This window comes from Aliivibrio friggae, assembly GCF_057368515.1.
This window is the reverse complement of the sequence record NZ_CM170649.1, coordinates 1,254,284-1,277,235: the sequence shown is the minus strand read 5'-3', so window position 1 is coordinate 1,277,235 and position 22,952 is coordinate 1,254,284. Positions and strand designations below refer to the sequence as shown.

The window sequence follows — 22,952 nt, the reverse complement described above, 5'->3', positions numbered from 1 at the left end:
CTTATTTGTCTTTGTTGGGTAAAGGAAGAGATTGCTTTAACTCATCAACTTTTTCCATTACATCTTCAATTTCAAGCTTTGGGGTCTCTTGTGCTTGTCGTTCGTTTGAAATAAGAAAGTCTTTCAACTGCATAAACCAGCGGCCCATTTGCTCATACCAAAAGCGTTCAGATTGCTCTAAATATTTAGCTTTAGGGGCGTATTTTTCCCATGGCTGCTTAATTTCAGAGTGCGCTAAATAATTGGTTGGCGCTGGTGTTGGATTCATACCTAACTGTTTAAATTCTGCCATAGCTCGAGGCATATGGCTTGCAGATGTGACGAGTACTAAGGTTTTATTTCCGACAGAATTTAATGTTTGTATTGCTTCTTCATGTGTATCTTGCGCACTTTCTAATAATAGAATATCTGATTTATTAACACCAAGAGACAGTGCAACGCGTGCCATCATACGAGCATGGCTAACGGTTGTTCCACCCTTGTAGCCTGACAAAATCAATTTTGCACCAGGGTACATTCGATAAATACGGATCCCTTCCGTTAAGCGCATAACGGCGGCGCGTGATAATTCAGAAATTGGTGATATTTCATCATCAACAACATGCCCATTACCAAGAACGAGAATATATTCTACAGGTACTTCAGGGCTGATATACGAAGGATATATTCGCTCTGTAGATTTAAGTAACGGCGTAGTTACTGGCTGAAAAGACAGTAAGAAAATCCCAATAAGAGATAGTGTCAGTAAAAAAGAGGCAAATCCTTTCCTTTTAGAAAACCATAAAATAAATAGACCGATGAACCCTATAAGGAGTAATCCAGGTAGGGGCATGAGCATTGATGATACAAACTTCTTTAACTCAAACATATTTTTTGACTATTACCGATGATATAGAATGAAAAATCACCACTTGAGAGCAAAAAACAGCGTCATGCTGTTACTTCCTTGAGCTCTTATGCGACAATGCTTGTTTCCAATAGATAATATCATAACTTAACCACTGTGAATAAAGACCGTAATTTCGACGACATCGCCCACAAATTTGCAAAGAACATTTATGGTTCTGACAAAGGCGAGATCCGTCAAACGATTGTATGGCAAGATATAACAACTATCTTAGCTGATATTAAAGCAAATTCTGCGCCACTTTCTATTTTAGATGCCGGTGGAGGAATTGGTCAGGTATCTCAACAAATGGCCAAATTAGGACATTTGGTGACGTTATGTGATATTTCTTCAGAAATGTTGAAGTTAGCGAAAGAATCGGTTCAAGACAATGGTTTATTGGCTCAATATCAATTTATTCATTCAGCTGTACAAGAAATTGAACAGCATAAAGTTGGTAAGGTTGATATTCTACTCTTCCATGCAGTAATGGAATGGTTAGATGATCCAAAAACAGCCTTAGATATTCTATTGCAGCAAGTGAAGCCAGGTGGCTATGCTTCGATTATGTTTTATAATCACCACGGTTTAGTATTGAAAAATGTGATATGTGGCAACATTCCTCATGTTTTAGATGGCATGCCACATAGAAAACGGTTTAAGTTACAACCGCAAAAAGGCTTAATGCCTCATGATGTCTATCAGTGGATTGAAGACGCTGGTTATGAAATTGAAGGGAAATCGGGTATTCGCTCATTTCATGATTACATTGGTAATATGGAATACATGGGGGACTACCAAATCGAAGACGTGCTAAAACTAGAAGAGCAGTTATGCCGTCAAGAACCTTATCTCTCTCTTGGTCGTTATATTCACGTATGGGCGAAGAGAAAATAATAATGATGTACACAAAGGATACACAATGAGTGAGTTTTCTAATGCTGTTACAGACCAAACGGTTGATGAACTGGTTGGCTGGGTAAAACAGCACGATTTCTCATTGAACTTGCCGACTGAACGTCTGGCATTTTTGTTGGCCATTGCTGTTCTCAGTAATGAAAGATTTGATGATGAGCTGGGTGAAGGTGAGCTTCACGACGCGTTTGGTATCATCAGTGGTTTATTTGGTCAATCCAATGACACCATTGCTTTTCGTGCGAACAATGCAATCAATGAATTAGTAAAACAACGTTTAATTAGCCGTTTTAGTGGTGAAAGTACCGATGGAATGAACATCTATCGTTTAACACCACTAGCGATAGGCATTACCGATTATTACGTGCGCCACCGTCAATTCTCTAAATTGAAGCTTTCTATTCAGTTGACGATGGTTGCAGAAGAGATCCAGAAAGCATCGCAAGCCGCTGAAAAAGGTGGTGAAGCTAAGCACTGGCGTAAAAACGTATTCGGAGTTCTGAAATACTCAGTTGGTGAGATCTTTGATCGTATCGATCTAAACCAACGTGTAATGGATGAGCAACAACAATCAGTTAAAGAAGAAATTGCAGAGCTGCTAAACCAAAATTGGCGTGAAGCGATTTCTAGCTGTGAAAAGCTGCTTGATGAAACCTCTGGCAACTTACGTGAACTGCAAGATTCATTGCAAGCAGCAGGCGATCAACTTCAAACAGAATTACTCAATATTCAAGAAATTGTTTATGGTAATGAAGAATTAGAGTTTATTGATGCCTTGTTGTATTCATTGCAAATGAAACTTGACCGCATTGTAAGTTGGGGACAACAAGCGATTGATTTGTGGATTGGCTACGACAGACACGTACATAAGTTTATCCGTACCGCGATTGATATGGATAAAAACCGTGCGTTCAGTCAACGTCTGCGTGATTCAGTTAAAGGCTATTTTGATGCGCCTTGGCTGTTAACGTATGCCGATACAGAACGATTACGAGATATGCGTGATGAAGCCTTAATTCTACGAGATGACGAAGTCACCGGTATTGTTCCAGATGAAATGGAATATGAAGAGTTAAGTGTAATCACAGATATCTTAGCAGAACAAGTGAGTGAAATGCTTCAACGTCATAAAGCGACGGGTGAAGCGATTGAATTAGGTACAATGCTTAAAAACTACCTAACGACTTATCCTCATTCTCAGCACTTTGATCTTGCCCGTATCGTGGTAGATCAAGCCGTGCGTCTCGGTTATTCAGAAGCCGATTTCCAAGCCGTTCAACCTGATTGGCAATCTATTAACGAATTCGGTGCGAAGGTACAAGCAAATGTCATTGACAAATATTGAAGAATTTATACCTGAGAAGTTAGCAAAAGCAATTGCTAATCCATTATTCCCAGCATTAGACAGTTTATTGCGTTCTGGCCGTCATATTGCCAGCGAAGATTTAGATAACCACGGTTTATTGTGTGAGTTTGAACATGAGCTTGGTATGTTTTATCAGCGTTATCATGCTGAATTAGTAAAAGCGCCAGAAGGTTTCTTTTACTTACGTCCGCGCTCTACCTCTTTCATTGCACGCAGTGTATTGGCTGAGATAGACATGTTAGTTGGTAAAGTCTTGTGTTTCTTATACCTAAGCCCAGAGCGTTTGGCTCACGAAGGTATCTTTACAAACCAAGAGCTGTTTGATGAGCTATTAGTGTTAGCTGATGAACAAAAGCTAATGAAGTTAGTGACTAACCGTGCATCAGGTTCTGACTTAGATAAAGAAAAGCTGTTTGATAAAGTTCGTACTTCACTGCGTCGTTTAAAGCGTCTAGGTATGATCATTCAAGTAGGTGAGCAGGGTAAATTCCGTATCAGTGAAGCGGTATTCCGTTTTGGTGCTGATGTTCGCTCTAATGATGATATGAAAGAAGCGCAATTACGCTTGATCCGTGATGGTGAAGCGGTTGTGGTTCATCAAGAAGAATCGAGCCAATCAAGTTTTGATCTTGATGAAACTGCAAAGTTAGATGATACGCCAGCTGAAGAGCAGCATGAATTAGAATTGGAAGGTGATGCATGAGCATGATTGAACGTGGTAAATATCAATCACTCACCATGGTTAACTGGAACGGCTTTTTTGCTCGTACCTTTGATATTGATAATCTAGTAACGACACTTTCTGGTGGTAACGGTGCGGGTAAATCGACCACGATGGCCGCGTTTATCACAACACTAATTCCAGACCAATCATTACTGCATTTCCGTAACACAACTGAAGCGGGTAGCTCACAAGCGTCTCGTGATAAAGGTCTACACGGTAAATTAAAGCCGGGTGCATGTTATGCTGCACTAGACGTTGTAAATTCACGTAATCAACGTGTTCTGTTTGCGGTTAAATTACAGCAAGTTGCTGGCCGTGATAAGAAAGTAGATATTAAACCTTTCATTATTGTTGGTCTTCCAAGTCATGTGAAACCAACCGATTTAATGATCGAGGCGGTGTCTGATAATCAAGCTCGTGTTCGTCAAATTAATGAAGTAAAAGACATTACGGCAGAATACGAAGGTGTTCAGTTCAAAGCGTTTAACTCAGTTACTGATTATCATGCGCAAATGTTTGATTACGGTGTTCTGCCTAAGAAACTTCGTAATACAAGTGACCGTTCTAAATTCTATCGTTTAATTGAAGCATCTTTATACGGTGGTATTTCAAGTGCAATTACGCGTTCTTTACGTGATTACTTATTGCCACAAAATGGTGGTGTTAAGAAAGCCTTCCAAGATATGGAAGCGGCACTGCGTGAAAACCGTATGACATTAGAAGCGATCAAAACCACTCAGTCTGATCGTGACTTATTCAAACATTTAATTACTGAGTCAACTAACTATGTTGCTTCAGATTACATGCGTCATGCGAATGATCGCCGTAAAAAACTTGAGCAAACATTAACGCACCGCGTTGAGTTAATGAATGCACAAAATAGCTTAGTCGGTTTATCTTCTGTACTGAACAATATGCAGAGTGAACTAGAGCTGCTGACTGATTCTGAATCAGGTCTTGAGCAAGATTATCAAGCAGCCTCAGATCATCTTCAATTAGTGCAGACAGCCGTTCGTCAACAAGAGAAGATTGAACGCTACTCTGAAGATCTAGAAGAGCTAACAGAGCGTCTAGAAGAGCAAGTTATGGTGGTGGAAGAAGCCGCTGAACAACTTGCGATGTCAGAAGAGCAAGCACAATTAACTGAAGAAGAAGTTGATAGCCTTAAAACACAACTTGCTGACTACCAACAAGCGTTGGATATGCAGCAAACTCGTGCGCTTCAATATCAACAAGCGGTTAAAGCTCTTGAAAAAGCACAACAGCTAACAGCAAATGATGAACTAACGCAAAACAATGCGGTAGATCTTCAATCTGAATTAAAAGCAAAAGAAGAGCGTCAAACAACCGCACTTCTTGCGATTAAACATAAGTTGGATCTTTCTTCTGCAGCGGTTCAACAATTTGAACGTGGCTTGGCATTAGTTACCTCAATTGCAGGTCATGTTGAGCGCAGCGAAGCGTCAGATAAAGCGAAGGCCTTAATTGAACAAGCTCGTCAGTTCAGCAATATTGCAGAGCGTGCAGAGCAGCTTAAAGCGCAATACAAAGATTTAGAACGTGCCGTGCGTTTACAGCGTCAAGCTCAAGAATTAGCGGCTGAATATGCAAAACGTTTTAATATAACTGTGGATTCTGAAATTGTACTTGAAGAAGAACAAGCTCGTCATGAAGAGATGCTTGAAACCGTTCAAGAACAACAAGAAAATATCATTGATAAGCGCTCAGAGCTAAAACGTCAAGAACAGCAACTTCGTTCTGAAACTCAGCGTTTAGAATCGATCGCACCAAAATGGATTGCAGCAAACGATGCATTAAACAAACTTAATGACCAATGTGGTATTGAGTTAGAAGATAGCCATATGGTTATCAGCAAGATGCAAGAAACGCTAGAAAACGAACGTGTACTTTCAACTAATAAAGATCGTCTTGCTGCTCGTAAAGAAGAGTTAGATGGTGAGATTGAACGTTTAGCTGCTCCTGGTGGTAGTGGTGATGCTCGCCTTAAAGGTCTTGCGGATACATTAGGTGGCGTACTGCTTTCTGAAATTTACGATGATATTACGTTAAGTGATGCACCGTATTTCAGCTCGCTTTACGGTCCAGCTCGTCATGCTATCGTTGTTTCTGACTTGTCTGGTATTAAAGATAAATTGGTTGATCTTGATGATTGCCCTGATGATCTTTACATCATTGAAGGTGATATTGACGCGTTTGATGATAGCGTATTTGATGCCGATGAAATGGAGAATGCTGTTTGTGTTCATCTAAATGATCGCCAAATGCGTTACTCTCGTTTCCCTGAGTTACCATTGTTTGGTCGTGCTGCTCGTGAGCAACGTTTAGATACATTACGTGAAGAACGTGAAATTGCGGTCGAAGAGCATGCAAAAGCGGCATTTGATTCACAAAAACTTCAACGCCTATACCAAAGCTTTAATGGTTTCGTATCAACACACCTAGCAGTCGCGTTCGATGCCGATCCAGAAGTTGAATTGAAGAAAGCACGTGAGCAATTATCACAAGCGAATCGTCAATTAAATGAATTGGTCGCGACTGAGCAGCAACATAAATCTCAAATTTTAGCGTCAAAAGAGGCCCTGTCTCAATTAGCTAAAATTGCACCGCATATCAATGTGCTTGAAGATGAAACCATCACAGAGCGTTTTGAAGAGATCAGTGTTCAAGTTGAGCAAGTATCAGAAGCAGAAAGTTTCCTACGTCAAAATGGTAAAGCCATTACTGAGTTAGAAAGCTTGCAACGTGCTCTAGAAGTGGATCCTGAGCAGTTTGATGCACTAAAAGCTGAACATGAACAAATTGATACACAGCTACAAAGCATTAAAGCTCAGCTGTTTGCTATTTCTGATTTAGTAGAGCGTCGCCATCACTTCGGTTATGAAGATGCAGTTGCCTTACTTAATAAGAGCAGTGAACTAAACGAACAACTTAAAGCGAAATTAGTACAAGCAGAACAAGCGCGTACTAAAGCGAAAGAGCAACAAAAGCAATCACAAGCTCAAGCAAACCAATACAACCAAGTTATGGCGTCGCTTAAGAGTTCACATCAAGCAAAACAAGAAACGGTTCAAGAGTTTAAGCGTGAACTGCAAGAGTTTGGTGTTCATGCTGACCAAAGCGCACTAGAACGAGCTGAAGTTCGTAAAGGTGAATTGAACGAGCGTCTACACAGTTCTCGTGGCCGTAAGAGTGAGCTAGAAAAAGGCATCACATCAAACGAGCTTGAGATTAAAGGTTTAGTTAAGCAATCTCGTAAAGTTGAAAAACTGTACAAAGAGCTACGTACTTTTGTGGTTAACGCAAAAGCAGGTTGGTGTTCAGTTCTACGTTTAGCTCGTGAAAATGATGTTGAACGTCGTCTACATAAGCGTGAATTGGCGTATTTAAGTGCTGAAGAACTGCGTTCAATGTCGGATAAATCATTAGGTGCGCTTCGTTTAGCTGTCGCTGATAACGAAGATCTACGTGATTCATTACGTGCCTCTGAAGACACAAGCAAGCCTGAGCGTAAAGTTCTATTCTACATTGCGGTTTATCAACATCTTCGTGAACGTATTCGTCAGGATATTATTCATACTGATGATCCAGTTGAAGCAATTGAAGAGATGGAAACCGAGCTTGGTCGTCTGACTGAAGAGTTAACATCTCGTGAAAACCGCTTAGCATTAAGCTCTGAAAGTGTTGCGAACATTATTCGTAAAACCATTCAACGCGAGCAAAACCGTATTCGTATGCTAAACCAAGGTCTATCTCAAATTGGTTTTGGTCAAGTTACGGGTGTTCGTCTAAACGTAGGTATCCGAGAAACGCACGCGACATTATTAGCTGGTCTGTCTGAGCATCAAGCACAGCACCAAGACTTGTTTGGTAATCCTCGCTTTACGTTCTCAGAAGCAATTGCGAAACTGTTCCAACGTATCAACCCACATATCGATGTAGGTCAACGTTCACCACAAACATTAGGTGAAGAGTTACTGGATTACCGTAACTACTTAGAGCTAAACATTGAAGTAAACCGTGGATCTGATGGCTGGTTACAAGCAGAGTCGGGCGCATTATCAACAGGTGAGGCAATTGGTACGGGTCAAGCGATCCTACTAATGGTTATTCAAAGTTGGGAGGATGAGTCTCGTCGCCTTCGTAGCAAAGACATCATGCCTTGTCGTCTACTGTTCTTGGATGAAGCGGCACGTCTGGATGGTAAATCTATCGCGACGTTATTTGAATTGTGTGACCGTTTGGATATGCAATTATTAATCGCGGCACCAGAGAACATCAGCCCAGAGAAAGGTACGACGTATAAACTGGTTCGTAAGATCTTTAAAGATCGTGAACACGTTCATGTGGTGGGTCTAAAGGGTTTTGGACAAGATACAGCAGCAAGCCGAACTCAACAAACACTAGAAGAAGCAGAGATTGCTGAATAGTGAGTTAAGTTTGTAAATAAATGGCAGTCAGAAATGGCTGCCATTTTTTATAATTATTATGTTAATTGAACAAATGAGGCATAAGAAGTAATGGATAAGCATTTAGATAAAACAGACGGCCAGTTTGAAAATCCATTGGTATGGCCGTTGTTTGAGGTACTACAAGAAACAAATCAAGAGTGGAAAGTTCATACGCTATCTTCGCATTTGATCGAAAAAGGCTTATTAGCACAGCTTGATGAAAGCCCAGATAAAGATCTGTTTAAGCGTAATTTTTTGATCATGAATGCACTCTATCAACTGCAAACTGAGTTGTATCCAGAGCAATGGTTGCAAGTAGAAGCCATGAGCATACAGTTGTTCTCGGTGGCAGAAACAGAAGGCTCAACACAGGCTATTAATACCACGCATCCACTTAGAGAATATTATTTAGAGTGGACAAATTACCAAGTAGAAGAAGATGAAGTTAAGCGTTTATTGAACGAATTTTGGAGTAATTACCGTCGTTATTTAGGAGGATCTAGCGCTATTTCCTCAATGGATCGGATCCAAGCGTTAAAACTGTTTGGTTTGTCAGAAAGCGCCACTGCAAAAGACATTCGAAAGCAATGGCGAAAATTGGCAATGAAACATCATCCAGACAGAGCGACAGGTAATGCCGATAAGTTTAGAGTGATGTGTGAAGCTTGGAATGTACTGCGTTAATCATTTATTGAGTACTTTCACGGTGTCATCAAATAACAAACGGGCTCGTAGGCCTGGGTAGTTGTCACTTAGGCTGATCTTTCCAGTGTGTATCTTCATTACTGTTTTAACCAGAGCAAGGCCTAAACCAAAGCCATGCTCTGTTCGGCTAGGATCTAAACGTACTAATTGATCTAATGCTCGCTCTCTATCTTCTGGTTTTATCCCCATACCATTATCAGCAACAACGACACCAAAGCAATCGACAATCACTTCAATCACACCACCATTATGAGTATATTTAATCGCATTATCGATGATATTAAATACAGCACGAAAAAGCAGACTTGGGTTAGCGTAGAGTGGGCAGGGCATCTCTATAGTCAAATATAACTTTTGTTGTTTATCTAATGCGGTAGGCTCTGCAAATTCGATGGCGTCTTGAACTATTTTGCTTAATTCACATTGCTGTTTATTAACGGGAGTTCCCCCATTCTCTAAGTGATATAACTCCATCATGCCATTGAAGGTATCAAGCAGAAGGGAGAAATCGGATTGTATGTTTTCTAATTTATCCTGATGATAATCGCTTACAGTATTATCATACAAAAGATCTTCAATACGTAGTTTAATGCGTCCCATTGGGGTTCTTAAATCATGAGCAATATCTACGGTTAATGATTTAAGTTTAGATTCACTCTGTTCCATTTGCTCTAGCATATTATTCAAATGCAAAGCCAGTAAATCAAATTCATTCATATCAGGGCCGACTTTTAAGCGAACATTACGCTCACCTAGCATCACTCGGTTCATGGTCTGATTGACAAGATTTAAGCGTTTAAGGATATATACGGCAATTAGGATTGCGATTAAGCACAAAGCGATAAAGGGGAAAAACGTGCCCCAAATAACAGAACTATCTAGTTGTTTTTTAAAACTTAAATAGCGTTCTTGATCAATACCTACCGTTAGTAGAGAGCCATCAGGAAGTTCTATTCTTGTTGCTCTCATATTGGGTAAATCATTATTGGCTTGATATTGTCTGATCTGTGCAATAACAGGGTAAGAGGTTGACGATGTATCTGTTGGTATTGGGAAGGCATGGTTTACAATTTGATAAATGTAGCGATTATTATCTTTACTATTATCAATGCTTTGCTGAACGCCCTCAATGCCTTCGCTATTTGCTATGGATTGAAGTTGTGAGGTTTCGCCCTGTAGCCAATCATCAAGGTTTTGGTTATATAAATGCAGAGACGTGGAATACAGTTGATAAAGAAGAAGAGCCATCATCAAGAATAAGCCAACAGCAAACCAGATTAATAGTTTTAAGATGGATGAGCGATACAGTTCATCACGCTTGTCTAATAACATAACCCGCTCCACGTACCGTTTCGATCAGGTTTACTGCACCACCGTGTTCTAGCTTTTTACGCAATTTAGCGATATGAACATCAATGACGTTGGTTTTAGGATCAAAATGATAATCCCAAGCAGCTTCAAATAATCGCATACGAGAAACGACTTCATCGACATGCTCTACAAGAAAACGTAATAAAATAAACTCTTTATTCTGTAATGCGATAGGGACGTTGTTTATTGTGACTTTTTGAGAGCGAAGGTTAATGGTTAGATTATTGATCTGTATTTCGTTTAGCGTATTTTCTATTGGACGGTTACGGCGCAAGATAATATTAATGCGTGCTAGCAACTCTGCCAAAGCAAAAGGTTTAGTTAGATAATCATCACTGCCCGCGGTTAAGCCTTCAACACGTTGGTCTACGCTATCTAGTGCGCTAAGAATAAGAACGGGTGTATTGTTATCCGTCGCTCTAATTGCAGATAAAATCTTTAAGCCATCAAGGTTAGGAAGCATGCGATCTAGCACAATTAACTGATATTCACAGCTAATTGCCATCATTAAGCCTTCTTTACCATCGCCAGAACTATCGACAATAAAGCCTTCTTGTTCTAATGCTTTAGCAATAAAGTTACGGGTGGTTTGATCGTCTTCTATAACCAATATTTTCATAAGAATTCTCTATATTTAGTTCATACATTGTAGCAAGAAAAAGAGAGTGATTAGATAACTAGTTTTGAAAATAACGAAAATAGGAATACATCATAAAGAGCCTTAAAGGGGGAAGAATTAAGGCTCTTGAGTTGTACTCCATAACATCTGGTACGAATATTATGGGGCTGATACCAATTTAACTAAATATGGTTCGTATTTAATTAGATTGCTATTCTGCTTTTAAAATCACTTTCATTTCAGCAGCAACTTTATCTACTTTTCCTAGGCCAATGATTACTTGTAAGCCACCTTTACCCATTGGAACAACACCTGCTGCACCAATTGATTTCAGCTTATCTTTATCAGCAAGTCCAGAGTCTTTTACTGTTAAACGTAGGCGAGTAATACAGTTATCTACTTCTAGAATGTTGTCTGCTCCACCAATTGCTTCAATGTAGGCATTTGTTATATCTGTAATGTTCTCTTCTACAGAGTCATCTTTATTCATGTCTTCACCACGACCTGGAGTTAGGAAGTTAAACTTCTTAATCGCGAATCTAAAGATGGTGTAGTAAAGAACAAAGAATACAAGACCTTGTGGGATCAACATGTACCATTTAACCGCTAATGGGTTTTGGCTTGAAAGTACAAAATCGACTAAACCAGCAGAGAAACCAAAACCAGCCATCCATTCCATGCTTGCAGCGATGAATAGAGATAGACCCGTTAAGATTGCATGGATCAGGTATAACCACGGAGCAAGGAACATGAAGCTGAATTCTAGCGGTTCAGTGATACCAGTAAAGAATGACGCCATTGCAGCAGCAAGCATGATAGAGAATACCGCGGCTTTATTGCGTTTTTCTGCACAGTGGTACATAGCCAGTGCAGCACCTGGAAGACCAAACATCATGATAGGGAAGAAGCCAGCTTGGTACATGCCTGTTTGACCAGGAATACCAGTACCGTTAGCAATAGACTGTGCGCCACCTAAGAAATTTGGAATATCGTTAATACCAACAACATCAAACCAGAACACAGGGTAAAGCGCATGGTGCATACCAACACTTAACATTAAACGGTTAAAGAAACCAAATAGACCCGCACCTACAGCACCCATTGATTGAAGTTGAGTACCAAACGAGATGAGTGCATCAAAAATAGCAGGCCATACGTAAAGAAGTACGAATGATAAAGCCATACCTGCAATTGAAGTCAAGATAGGAACAAGACGCTTGCCACTAAAGAAAGCAAGTGCTTTTGGTAGCTCAACCGTAGAGTATTTGTTGTAAATTTCAGCAGAAATAATACCAACAATAATACCAATAAACTGGTTATTAATTTTAGCGAACGCCGCAGGAACTTGATCTAAAGGGATGTTTTCAAGTTGAGCAACAACCGCAGGAGAAAGAAGGGTAGTAACAACGGTAAAAGAAATGAAACCTGCTAGTGCCGCCGAACCGTTTTTGTCTTTACTCAAACCAAACGCCACACCAATGGCAAATAGCATCGGCATCACATCAATGATAGCTCCGCCTGATTTAATTAAAAACGCAGCGAATACACTGTTGGCACCCCAACCAGTTGGATCCATCCAGTAACCAACACCCATTAATATCGCGGCAGCAGGAAGCGTAGCGACAGGAACCATCAGCGCTTTACCTACTTTTTGCATGTAACCTAATACATTCATATTATATTCCTCAAAGTAAAAATCGTAATTATTTTTAAACTAAGAGAAGAATACAGAGGGGAAGATTAAGGAAAGGTTGTGCCAACATTAACTATTGTTAATGTTGACAGTAATATTAAGAATGTGTGAGTTGGATCTTGTTTATTCGTGCTGTAAATTAACCTGGGTGACCATCAACACGTTTTTTGCATAGCATAGGGGCAAAATGCCAAACAAATAGACCAAATGCAAATGCCCATAATACTGCAGCAATATTGATCATATTCATCATGTATTCAGGGAACAAGATCACGCCGACAGAGCGAACCACAGCAGCAAGAATAATAGCCGAGAAAGCAGGCCACATAACAGGTCCTTTATAGATTTCTCTACCAGTATGACCCATAGTGACACGAGCAATCATCGCTAAAATCACCCCGCCTAATGCACCAATAGCGAAGAGATGAATTGCTGTGTGCGAAATAAAATTATTATTAGCAAAACCACGAATTAATAGGCTTAAAGGGATACATAAATAACCAGCATGAAGAGACCATACTAATGGCTCACTCAGTGTTTTATACCCTTTCCAGCTAAGCATACGAATAAGTTGTGCTGATCCTGCTATCACCATTAAGTACGGGCTAATTTCGGCAGAGGTAATAGGGAAAAAGCTAAGAATAAATAGCATTGCCAGCGGAATATTACATAAGGCTTCTAACCACATCATCGGCTGTGCTTTTTCAAACTGAAAGCGACGTGCAGTAAAGAATGGGATTACTCGTGCCCCCATTACTGAAATTAATAACGTAAACCACCAAAGCATGGATTCCCAAACCGCAGCAGAAGTAAATGGTGGCATGCCTTTAATTGTTGCGTAACTAGCGAAGTTCGCGGCAATAGCGACTAAAAATAGCGGAATGAAGAAGAAGTTACGAACTCCTTTAGTTTTGATTACACGGAATCCAACTTCATACGCAATAGTAAGCATAAACAATGCTTCGATACTTGAAATTAACCAAAGTGGTGCTGAAGTCCAAAATAACACTCGCGGTAACAACCATAATAAGACAATCAAACCGAGTCGTTTATCGGAAGTTCCTTTAACACCAGTCCAATTCTGAACGGCACTTAAAACAAAACCAGCGACAATTGCCATTGAAAAACCAAAAAGCATTTCATGTACGTGCCACCAAAGAGCAGGTACGTTTAGGTAACTAGGTTGGCCTGTTTGAAATGCCCAAACCCATACAGCTACAGCAATAATGGCATAGATACTACCTAATAAAAAAAACGGTCGAAACCCTAAACGCAGTATAGGTGGAATTCTTTCTTCGACAGCTTTATCTGTAATATTCATCATAAGATCTTCTCAATTCGTAAGGACAAAATAAGTATAACTGAAATAAAAACCAATAACATGTATTTTTTATGCATGTTATGTTTCAGGTGTATTTTTAGATTACACAATAGAGTTTGTGATCTAATTGTTAAATTTTAAAGTGCTCTATCGACAAAGAGGATACTTTAGATAAGATGCACAGATAGAAATTATTAATGGACGTACTCATGAGTCAGGAAATTTACTTTGGTACAGAGAACAAGTTTAGCTTTAAACGAAGTGCTTTAAATGCAGTAACGCGTTTGCATCACTTATTGATCCCCAGTCACGCGAAGAAGATGGGGCGTAAATTACTATTAACTCCTGTAAGAACCAAATCAAAAAACTCTGAGCCAGAAGGGTTAATAAAGAGTAAGTTGAACTCATCTGAAGGTGAACTTAGTCTTTATCAACTTGGCTCTGGTCCTACTTGGGTATTGGCTCATGGCTGGTCGGGGAATTCGAGTCAATTCTATCCATTAATGGAGCACATCGCTTCTCAAGGTTTTACCGCTGTTGCTTTTGATCACCCTGCACATGGTGCAAGTGAGGGAAAACATGCCCATTTACCTGCGTTTATTGAAGGTTTAAATGCGGTATTGGATTCTTGTGGTGATGTGGTGGGGGTAGTCGCACATAGCATGGGAACGGCTGCGGTACTGGAATGTCATCATGTGAAGTTGGATAATGCACCTTTACTGTTAATTGCACCAGTACTTAACTATACCGAGAATTTATTCCGTAGCATTGAGCGCTCTGGGTACTCAATTAAATTATTTAAAGCGATTGTTGGTGATATAGAAGATCAATACCAGCGTTCTATTGATAGTTTTAACCCGTATCAACGATTAACGCAAAGAGAAGCGCTAACCATCATTGTGCATGATAAAGAGGATCGCTTTACCAGTTTTGATCTTTCAAAATCAGCGTCTGAGCATATTAAGCATGTCACACTATACCCAACAACAGGTTTGGGTCATGGTCGAGTAATGGCGAGTGATGAGGCGAAGAAAGCATTTGATGTATTAAGTTAACTTAAATCAATAAGCTGTGAGATAAAGCAGATGCATCGCAGGAGCTGAATGCATCTGTTTTTTATTTATCTAAATAACAACCGACGTAACGACGTTCTGTTCATCGTTAAAACAAACAAAGTAGATGCCCCAGCCGTTCCAAATACAATCACAAAATCTCTTAGTGCTAAAGTCAGTCCCATCATTCCGGTAATATTTAAGAACACAACCACAAAGAGTAGGTGGCATACATAAATACCAAGAACATGCTTGCTTAATGTGAAAGTGATAGGGTGATGACCTAAGCTCGGCTTTGATAACAATAGAAAAAACATGCCGATGCCAATTAATGGGGTACCGATTAAGAAATCATGCAGGTTAAAAGGAACGTCAAAACTTGTTAGCCAATAAGCCTCACTAAAATGAATAACAAAGCCTAAGACTAATAAGATAATCGCTTTTGTTGATGATAGTGTGATTGATCTTCTTCTTAATTCAAAGCCAATGACAAGCATTAAGGTACTAAAGAAAGGGCCATTCCTAGTAAAGAATGGAGTCCAAACTTCAGTTAATGTTTGGTAGCTGCCACCAGCAAGGCCATATACATACAAGATAACAGCAACAGGAATAAGCCATCTTGTTTTGTTAAAATGAACTAATAAACCAATAATAGCAACGGCGATAATAAGAGCTGGAATAAACCATAAGTGCACCATACCACCTTCCATAATTGCATTAAGAGGGTTCTGAGTTAGCCAGCTCCAATATCCTGTACGCTCCGCTAGATAACCGCTTTCAGCAACCTTTTTCCAGTTAAAAGGCATTACTAGGCATAAAAAACTCCATACTAACCAAATTTTAAGTAACGGAGCAGAGTAAGACTGTACTGTTTTTAAAGGAGCCGCAGTTAATTTAGGTTGAATAAAATAACCGGATAAAATGAAAAAGAAAGGAACGGCAAAACGAGTGAATTGATTAAAAGCATAGCCAAAAACAGGAATATCCTCCATCAGGAGATACGTCATAAATACTTGTGAGTGCAAAGCAATAATCGCAAACATAGCAATAAGCCTTCCGAGCTCTAAGCTTGCGATTTTTTGAGAGTTTTCCATTAAAATAACATCCTTAATTTTTTGCGTAATCTATCAAGGACTTTTAACAAAATATATGAGTTAGATTAATTCGTTGAGATTTTTGCATTGGATGTTTTCATAAATGAGAGGGTTTTCACATAAAACTATTGACCTTACCCCTAGTGGAAGCCTTAGTATCTGGCTAATTCTGAATATATGGATCATTTATAGTGTTTTCTTCTTTTTCTAAGTGGTTAGTGGTAAGCGTTACGCTGATGGCATTAGTGCTATCTAGTGTTGCTTACAGCTATCCAGTGAAAATGGAAGGAATGACCATGAACATGGCAATGCCTCAAAGTCAAATGTCGCCTATGAGTTATAGCATGCCTGATTGCCATTCACCAAAAGAGTCTCAAAGTAGTGACTTGGAATGTGATATGTCATCTATGTCGATGAATAATAATGACCATTGTTCTGATAAAGGTGATAACTGTTGTAAAACAGTATGTACAGTATCGGTTTATGCTTTACCAATTGGCTTGAATACTCAAATTAACTCATTAGCTTTTGCTATCAAATATGGTTTGTACAATGAACAGCCTCGTTCATTTTCATCTTCTTCCTTATATCGACCTCCAATAGTTTAATTCCAATTATATCTATTAAATCAATACGCTAAATAAGCTTTCTTATTTTCCGGTTTAATCATGGCACTGATCTGTCTTTACGATCATGTCGTTATTGGAATGTTTCCATGAAAAATACAGCACGTAAACACTTTACTAAAGTGTGGTTAGCCTCTGCGATCTCGTTAATGATTTCAAATCAAGTGATGGCAGAAAGTCAGCTAACACAACTTATCGAACAAGCACTCTCTTCTGATGCAAGTAGAGAGCAAATATACGCACAAGCTCAAGCACTTCGATCTACAGGTATTGCGAGTTCAACGCTTGCCGATCCTACGCTAAAAGTCGGTTTTGGTGGTTTACCGGTGGACAGTTTTAAATTTGATGAAGACCCTATGACCAATATATCGGTCGGATTAATGCAAAAGTTTGGTCGAGGCTCAAGTTTAGACTTACAACAAAAGCAAACGGGGCAACAAGCCGATGTATTAGCAATGCAGGTTCAAGTTCGTGAGTTAGAAGTGGCAAATGCCATTACTCAACTTTGGATTGAGTTGGGGTTCTTACAAAAAGCAGAAGCTATTTTACATGAGAATCGTCAACTACTGTCAGAGATGGAAACCTACATTAAGACCAATTATTCGATTGGTAAAAGTGAAAGTCAGGACTTGCTACAAGCTCAGCTTCAATTGAGTCGATTGGATGAAAAGTTGCAAACGAATCGTCAGTTGCAAGGCCGTATCTATGCACAACTCACAGAATGGTTGCCTAATTTAGCCGAGCAAAAATCGCAAGGTATAAAAGCACTAGAGTGGTCGACATTGAATAAATTATTAAATTCAAAGGCAAGTCAAGATACTGAATTTTATGACTTATTGAAGTCGAATCCAACAATAAAAATGAGTGAATTAGCGATAACCGCAACCAAAACCAAAGTGGATATTGCCGATGAATCTTATTCACCTCAATTTGGTGTAGAAGTAATGTATGCCTATCGTCAAGCGAATGGCATGGGTGGACAACCTGCGTCTGATTTGGTGAGTGCATATGTAACCATGGATCTCCCGCTATTTACCGACAAACGTCAAGACCAAAACTATGCAGCTGCGCAATATCAAGTGGGTGCTGCAAAATCACAACGTGACGTATTACTTCGTCAAATGAACGCAAAAGTAAATTCGCTATTGGTTGATAAAAACAATCTTGAGCAGCGTCTTTCTCGTTATAACCATACTTTACTGCCCCAAGCAAAAGACAGAACTCGAGCCGTTGAGCGTGGTTATGAAAATAATACCGCACAATTTAATGATGTGATTTCAGCAGCCAGCGATGAGTTGAGTATTGAACTAGAAAAACAACGTTTATTCAGTGATTTAGATAAAACATACAGTAACTTAGCTTTTTATCTAAATGGCTTTGATTATCACGTTTCTGCGCCACAACTTTCGCCATCAGAGCAGTAAGGAAGAGAAAATGAAACCAGTTAAAATAGCATTACTTTCAATCGTGATTGGTGGCGTTATTGGCGCTTCGGGTATGAGCTTGTACTCAGGGCATGATATGGCGTCTATGACGATGAATAACAGTTCAGAAGTCGGTGCTGAGAAAAGTGAGCCTTTATATTGGGTTGCTCCTATGGATGCAAATTATCGTCGAGATCAGCCAGGTAAATCACCAATGGGAATGGATTTAGTGCCTGTTTATGCCGATGAAGGACAAGGTGAGAAAGCACTAGCAGGGACGGTAACAATTGATCCAAGCGTGGTTAATAACCTTGGCGTAAAAAGTGCGTTTGTCGAGAAAACGATTTTGTCACCAAATATAGATACCGTCGGTTACATCGCATTTGATGAAAGTCGATTATGGCAAGTCAACGTGCGGGCTGCGGGTTGGGTTGAGAAACTGAATATCAACGCGATTGGTGAAAAAGTAAATAAAGGCGATGTATTATTTACGCTTTACTCTCCAGAGCTTGTAAAAGCACAAGAAGAATTATTAAACGCGTATCGCACTGGCCGCAAAGGATTAGTTAAAGGCGCAAGAGAGCGATTACATTCTTTTGGCGTTGATATTAAACAGATTAATTATATTGTTAGACAAGGTAAAGCAAATAAAAACATAGAGATAAAAGCAACATCTAGTGGTGTTATTGCAAGTCTGAATATTCGTGAAGGAGGGTATTTATCGCCTTCTCAGGTTGTGATAAGCGCGGGGCCTTTAGAAGAAGTTTGGGTAGATGCAGAAGTTTTTGAGCGTCAGGCACACTGGTTATCGTCAGGTAATAAAGCGGTAATGACACTCGATGCTGTCCCTGGAAAAAAATGGGAAGGCGAAGTTGATTACGTTTATCCGATTTTAGATCCAAAAACACGAACCATGCGTATGCGCTTAAAATTTGATAACCAAGATGGTGCATTAAAGCCCAACATGTTCGCAAACATTACAATTCATCCTAAAACAAAAGAGGAAGTATTGACGATTCCTCGCCAAGCGGTAATACGTTCAAATGGTATGGAACGTGTTGTATTAGATGAAGGAGAAGGTAAATATCGTTCAGTTCGCATCATTGCAGGCCGTGAAGCTGCGAATAAAGTTGAAATCGTTAAGGGATTGAAAGAAAACGATAAAGTAGTTACATCAGCTCAATTCTTATTAGATTCTGAATCAAGTAAAACGGCAGAACTAAGTCGAATTAATGGACCAGAAAACAGTGTTTGGATCTCTGGAAATATCACCATGCTTATGGCTGATTTTGGTATGGTCACCTTTGCTCATAAACCCGTATCACAATGGGATTGGAAAGCGGGTGAAATGAATTTTTCGGTCGATAAAGAGATTGATTTAGTTTCTTTTCGTGAAGGTGAAGCGGTTCAGTTTCTAGTTCAAAAGATAAATGATGAATATCAACTGCTTGAGATAGAGAAAGAAGGGGAATTATTATGATCCCTGCCATTATTCGTTGGTCGATAAAAAATCGATTTTTAGTGTTAGTTGCAACGTTCGCCTTAGTCGTAGCAGGGATTTACAGTGTAAAGAATACGCCAGTAGATGCTCTGCCTGATCTTTCTGATGTACAGGTGATCATCAAAACAAGTTACCCAGGACAAGCACCACAAGTGGTGGAAGATCAGGTTACCTATCCGTTAACGACAGCCATGCTTGCGGTTCCGGGAGCTGAAACCGTTCGCGGCTATTCCTTCTTTGGTGACTCGTATGTTTATATTATTTTTAATGATGATACCGACATGTACTGGGCACGTTCGCGTGTTTTAGAGTACTTAAGTCAAGTCGCACCTAAGTTACCAGCAGAAGCAAAACCGACATTAGGTCCAGATGCGACAGGTGTGGGTTGGGTTTACAGTTATGTTTTACAAGATAAAACAGGAAAACATGATCTCGCTGAATTACGTAGTTTGCAGGATTGGTTCTTAAAGTATGAATTACAAACCGTTGATGGCGTATCGGAAGTCGCGACCGTTGGCGGAATGGTCAAGCAATATCAGGTTGAAATTGATCCTGATAAATTACGAGCTTATAACCTAACACTACAACAAATTAATAAAGCGATTAAAGACGGAAATCAAGAAGCAGGCGCCTCCGTTATTGAAGTAGCAGAAGCTGAGCATATGGTTCGCACTTCAGGTTATTTAAGCAGTATTGAAGATATTCAGTCACTGCCATTAAAAGTAACAGATAAAGGAACGCCATTGCTGCTTGGCGATATTGCAGACATTAACCTTGGACCACAAATGCGCCGTGGGATCTCCGAATTTAACGGCGAGGGTGAAGCGGTTGGTGGTGTGATCGTGATGCGATTTGGTGAGAATGCCAGTGAAGTTATTGCTAACGTGAAAGAAAAGCTTGCTCAACTTCAGAAGGGATTACCAGAAGGCGTTGAAATAAAAGCGACTTATGATAGATCAACCTTAATAGACCATGCTGTAACTAATCTATGGGAAAAATTGGCAGAAGAATTTATTGTTGTTGCGATTGTGTGTGCTCTGTTTTTATTCCATATTCGCTCATCACTGGTTATTGCATTAAGTTTACCGGTTGGAATTTTAGCCGCGTTCATCGTGATGCATTGGCAAGGTATTAATGCCAATATTATGTCGTTAGGTGGTATTGCGATTGCCATTGGTGCCATGGTCGATGGTGCGATTGTAATGATAGAAAACGTACATAAGCACATAGAGAAAACGCCATTAACGGATGAGAACCGTTGGCAAGTTATCGGTAAAGCTGCGGAAGAGGTGGGAACTCCATTATTTTTCTCATTACTTATCATTACGTTAAGTTTTGTTCCCGTCTTTGCGTTAGAAGGCCAAGAAGGAAAGATGTTTTCCCCATTAGCCTTTACAAAAACTTTTGCCATGGCAGCATCAGCAGGTTTGGCTATTACTTTAGTTCCAGTATTAATGGGTTATTTTGTTCGAGGAAAGATTCTACCTGAGCATAAGAATCCAATTAATAAAACATTAGTGGCGTTATATCGCCCGCTACTTAATGTGAGTTTACGTTTTCCTAAAACGGTTTTACTTGTTGCTATCGTACTTATGGGCTCTGCGTATTATCCGATCTCTAAAATGGGCAGTGAGTTTATTCCGCCATTGGATGAGGGCGATTTAATGTACATGCCAACAACCTATCCAGGGATCTCAATTGGTAAGGCGAGAGAGTTACTACAACAAACCAATAAACTGATTAAAACCGTTCCTGAAGTCGATACCGTGTGGGGAAAAATTGGTCGAGCGGAAACCGCGACTGATCCGGCACCATTGACCATGATAGAGACGGTTATTCAATTCAAACCAAAAGATGAATGGCGTGACGGTGTCACAACGGAATCGATCAAGAACGAGCTAGACCAATTGATTCAATTTCCCGGAATTACGAACGCATGGGTAATGCCAATCAAAACGCGTATCGATATGTTGGCGACAGGGATTAAAACCCCAATAGGAATAAAGATTGCGGGGCCAGATCTTAAAGTTATAGAGAAGATCGGCGCAGAATTAGAACCTATTTTAAACGACATTCAAGGTACAACCTCTGTTTATGCAGAACGTGTAGCTGGTGGCCGTTATGTAACCATAGATATAAAACGTCGCCAAGCAGCTCGATATGGATTGAATATTAAAGATATACAGCAAGTTATTTCAACCGCTGTTGGTGGAATGAATGTAGGTGAAACCATTGAAGGGTTAGAGCGTTATCCGATCAATGTTCGTTATCCACAGTCGTATCGAGATTCTGTCGTTAAATTGCAAAACTTACCGCTCATTACCGCTAATGGTGCTCGAATTGCGTTAGCTGATGTGGCTGATATTCGTTATGAAGATGGTCCACCAATGATCAAAACAGAAAATGCACGACCTAATGGTTGGGTGTTTGTTGATATTGATGGTCGAGATTTGGGCTCTTATGTTCACGAAGCTCAACAAGTCGTTCATGAGCAATTAGATTTACCTGCAGGTTATTCATTAGGTTGGTCTGGTCAATATGAATATATGGAACGAGCTAAAGAGCGCTTAACAACGGTAGTTCCCATTACGATTGGCATTATTATGTTGCTTCTTTATCTTAGTTTTAAGCGAATTTCTGAAGTGTTAATTATCATGGGCACATTACCGTTAGCTATGGTTGGCGGCCTGTGGCTCATGCATATTTTAAACTTTAATTTCTCTATTGCTGTTGGGGTTGGCTTTATTGCTTTAGCAGGTGTTGCGGTTGAAATAGGCGTAATTATGTTGGTGTATTTAAATCAAGCATGGAATGAAAAACAGAATAATGCTTCTGAGAAAAACAACTTACCGACTCAACAAGACTTAACACAAGCGATTGGGGAGGGGGCGGGTTTACGTGTTCGTCCTGTCATGATGACTGTGCTTACTGTAATTATTGGTCTAATTCCAATTATGTATGGCTCAGGTACAGGATCTGAAGTAATGCAACGAATTGCAGCGCCAATGATTGGTGGAATGGTATCAGCATTGTTACTGACATTAGTTGTTATTCCTGCCGTATTTAAACTCTGGAAACAGCGTCAGTGTCAAAGTGATCAAATATAGCACCAATTAACTTAACCTAAAAATATCAATGGCTTATTGTTCTAAGTAATAAGCCCATTAATAAATATCTAAAAAGGAA

At 39.7% G+C, this 22,952-nt stretch carries 16 protein-coding genes; 10 read left to right on the top strand and 6 right to left on the bottom strand.

Going from position 1 to position 22,952, the window contains the following annotated elements; all coding sequences use genetic code 11:
- Window position 1: 1 nt before the first annotated feature.
- A complete protein-coding gene (gene elyC / locus AC2INI_RS19195) occupies window positions 2-868 on the bottom strand; it encodes an envelope biogenesis factor ElyC (protein WP_486306058.1) in 867 nt (288 codons plus the stop codon).
- A gap of 135 nt (window positions 869-1,003) precedes the next feature.
- Between elyC and cmoM the strand changes: the two genes are divergently transcribed.
- The 5 genes from cmoM (at window position 1,004) to AC2INI_RS19170 (ending at window position 9,044) form a co-directional block, all read left to right on the top strand.
- On the top strand, window positions 1,004-1,783 hold the full coding sequence (gene cmoM / locus AC2INI_RS19190) for a tRNA uridine 5-oxyacetic acid(34) methyltransferase CmoM (protein WP_486306057.1): 780 nt from the start codon (window positions 1,004-1,006) through the stop codon (window positions 1,781-1,783).
- Window positions 1,784-1,808: 25 nt separating this feature from the next.
- Window positions 1,809-3,146: a chromosome partition protein MukF gene (gene mukF / locus AC2INI_RS19185; RefSeq protein ID WP_060993850.1), complete on the top strand. Its 1,338-nt coding sequence runs from the start codon at window positions 1,809-1,811 to the stop codon at window positions 3,144-3,146.
- Window positions 3,127-3,870 carry a chromosome partition protein MukE gene (gene mukE, locus AC2INI_RS19180; RefSeq protein WP_486306056.1) on the top strand — a complete coding sequence of 248 codons (744 nt, stop codon included), beginning with the start codon at window positions 3,127-3,129 and terminating at the stop codon, window positions 3,868-3,870. Before mukF ends, mukE begins: the two co-directional genes overlap by 20 nt.
- On the top strand, window positions 3,867-8,339 hold the full coding sequence (gene mukB, locus AC2INI_RS19175; RefSeq protein ID WP_486306055.1) for a chromosome partition protein MukB: 4,473 nt from the start codon (window positions 3,867-3,869) through the stop codon (window positions 8,337-8,339). The genes mukE and mukB overlap by 4 nt, the downstream gene beginning before the upstream one ends.
- A 90-nt stretch (window positions 8,340-8,429) precedes the next feature.
- Window positions 8,430-9,044: a DNA-J related domain-containing protein gene (locus AC2INI_RS19170; RefSeq protein WP_486306054.1), complete on the top strand. Its 615-nt coding sequence runs from the start codon at window positions 8,430-8,432 to the stop codon at window positions 9,042-9,044.
- Here AC2INI_RS19170 and AC2INI_RS19165 read toward each other — a convergent pair whose 3' ends face one another.
- The 4 genes from AC2INI_RS19165 to AC2INI_RS19150 all read right to left on the bottom strand — a co-directional run bounded on the left by AC2INI_RS19165 (window position 9,045) and on the right by AC2INI_RS19150 (window position 14,072).
- Complete coding sequence (locus AC2INI_RS19165; protein WP_486306053.1) at window positions 9,045-10,397, bottom strand: sensor histidine kinase; 1,353 nt, start codon at window positions 10,395-10,397, stop codon at window positions 9,045-9,047.
- On the bottom strand, window positions 10,378-11,055 hold the full coding sequence (locus AC2INI_RS19160; RefSeq protein WP_486306052.1) for a response regulator transcription factor: 678 nt from the start codon (window positions 11,053-11,055) through the stop codon (window positions 10,378-10,380). Before AC2INI_RS19160 ends, AC2INI_RS19165 begins: the two co-directional genes overlap by 20 nt.
- A gap of 211 nt (window positions 11,056-11,266) precedes the next feature.
- Window positions 11,267-12,730, bottom strand: a complete 1,464-nt coding sequence (gene nagE, locus AC2INI_RS19155) for an N-acetylglucosamine-specific PTS transporter subunit IIBC (RefSeq protein ID WP_486306051.1) — start codon at window positions 12,728-12,730, stop codon at window positions 11,267-11,269.
- Window positions 12,731-12,887: 157 nt separating this feature from the next.
- Entirely contained in the window at window positions 12,888-14,072 is a 1,185-nt protein-coding gene (locus tag AC2INI_RS19150) for an NnrS family protein (protein ID WP_486306050.1), read from the bottom strand.
- Between the two features lie 206 nt (window positions 14,073-14,278).
- Here AC2INI_RS19150 and AC2INI_RS19145 point away from each other — a divergent pair, with 206 nt between their 5' ends.
- Entirely contained in the window at window positions 14,279-15,124 is an 846-nt protein-coding gene (locus AC2INI_RS19145) for an alpha/beta fold hydrolase (RefSeq protein ID WP_122033507.1), read from the top strand.
- Between the two features lie 65 nt (window positions 15,125-15,189).
- On the opposite strand, the gene AC2INI_RS19140 is transcribed toward AC2INI_RS19145, so the two are convergent.
- Window positions 15,190-16,215: an acyltransferase gene (locus AC2INI_RS19140; protein WP_486306049.1), complete on the bottom strand. Its 1,026-nt coding sequence runs from the start codon at window positions 16,213-16,215 to the stop codon at window positions 15,190-15,192.
- A 191-nt stretch (window positions 16,216-16,406) separates the two neighbouring features.
- On the opposite strand from AC2INI_RS19140, the gene AC2INI_RS19135 reads away from it, so the two are divergent.
- From AC2INI_RS19135 to AC2INI_RS19120, 4 genes are all read left to right on the top strand, one after another.
- Window positions 16,407-16,823 carry a hypothetical protein gene (locus tag AC2INI_RS19135; RefSeq protein ID WP_375320474.1) on the top strand — a complete coding sequence of 139 codons (417 nt, stop codon included), beginning with the start codon at window positions 16,407-16,409 and terminating at the stop codon, window positions 16,821-16,823.
- Between the two features lie 107 nt (window positions 16,824-16,930).
- Window positions 16,931-18,265, top strand: a complete 1,335-nt coding sequence (locus AC2INI_RS19130; RefSeq protein WP_486306048.1) for a TolC family protein — start codon at window positions 16,931-16,933, stop codon at window positions 18,263-18,265.
- A 10-nt stretch (window positions 18,266-18,275) separates the two neighbouring features.
- Complete coding sequence (locus AC2INI_RS19125) at window positions 18,276-19,745, top strand: efflux RND transporter periplasmic adaptor subunit (RefSeq protein ID WP_486306047.1); 1,470 nt, start codon at window positions 18,276-18,278, stop codon at window positions 19,743-19,745.
- Window positions 19,742-22,873 (top strand): efflux RND transporter permease subunit, encoded by a 3,132-nt coding sequence (locus AC2INI_RS19120; protein ID WP_486306046.1) that lies wholly within the window; start codon window positions 19,742-19,744, stop codon window positions 22,871-22,873. The genes AC2INI_RS19125 and AC2INI_RS19120 overlap by 4 nt, the downstream gene beginning before the upstream one ends.
- Window positions 22,874-22,952: the final 79 nt, after the last annotated feature.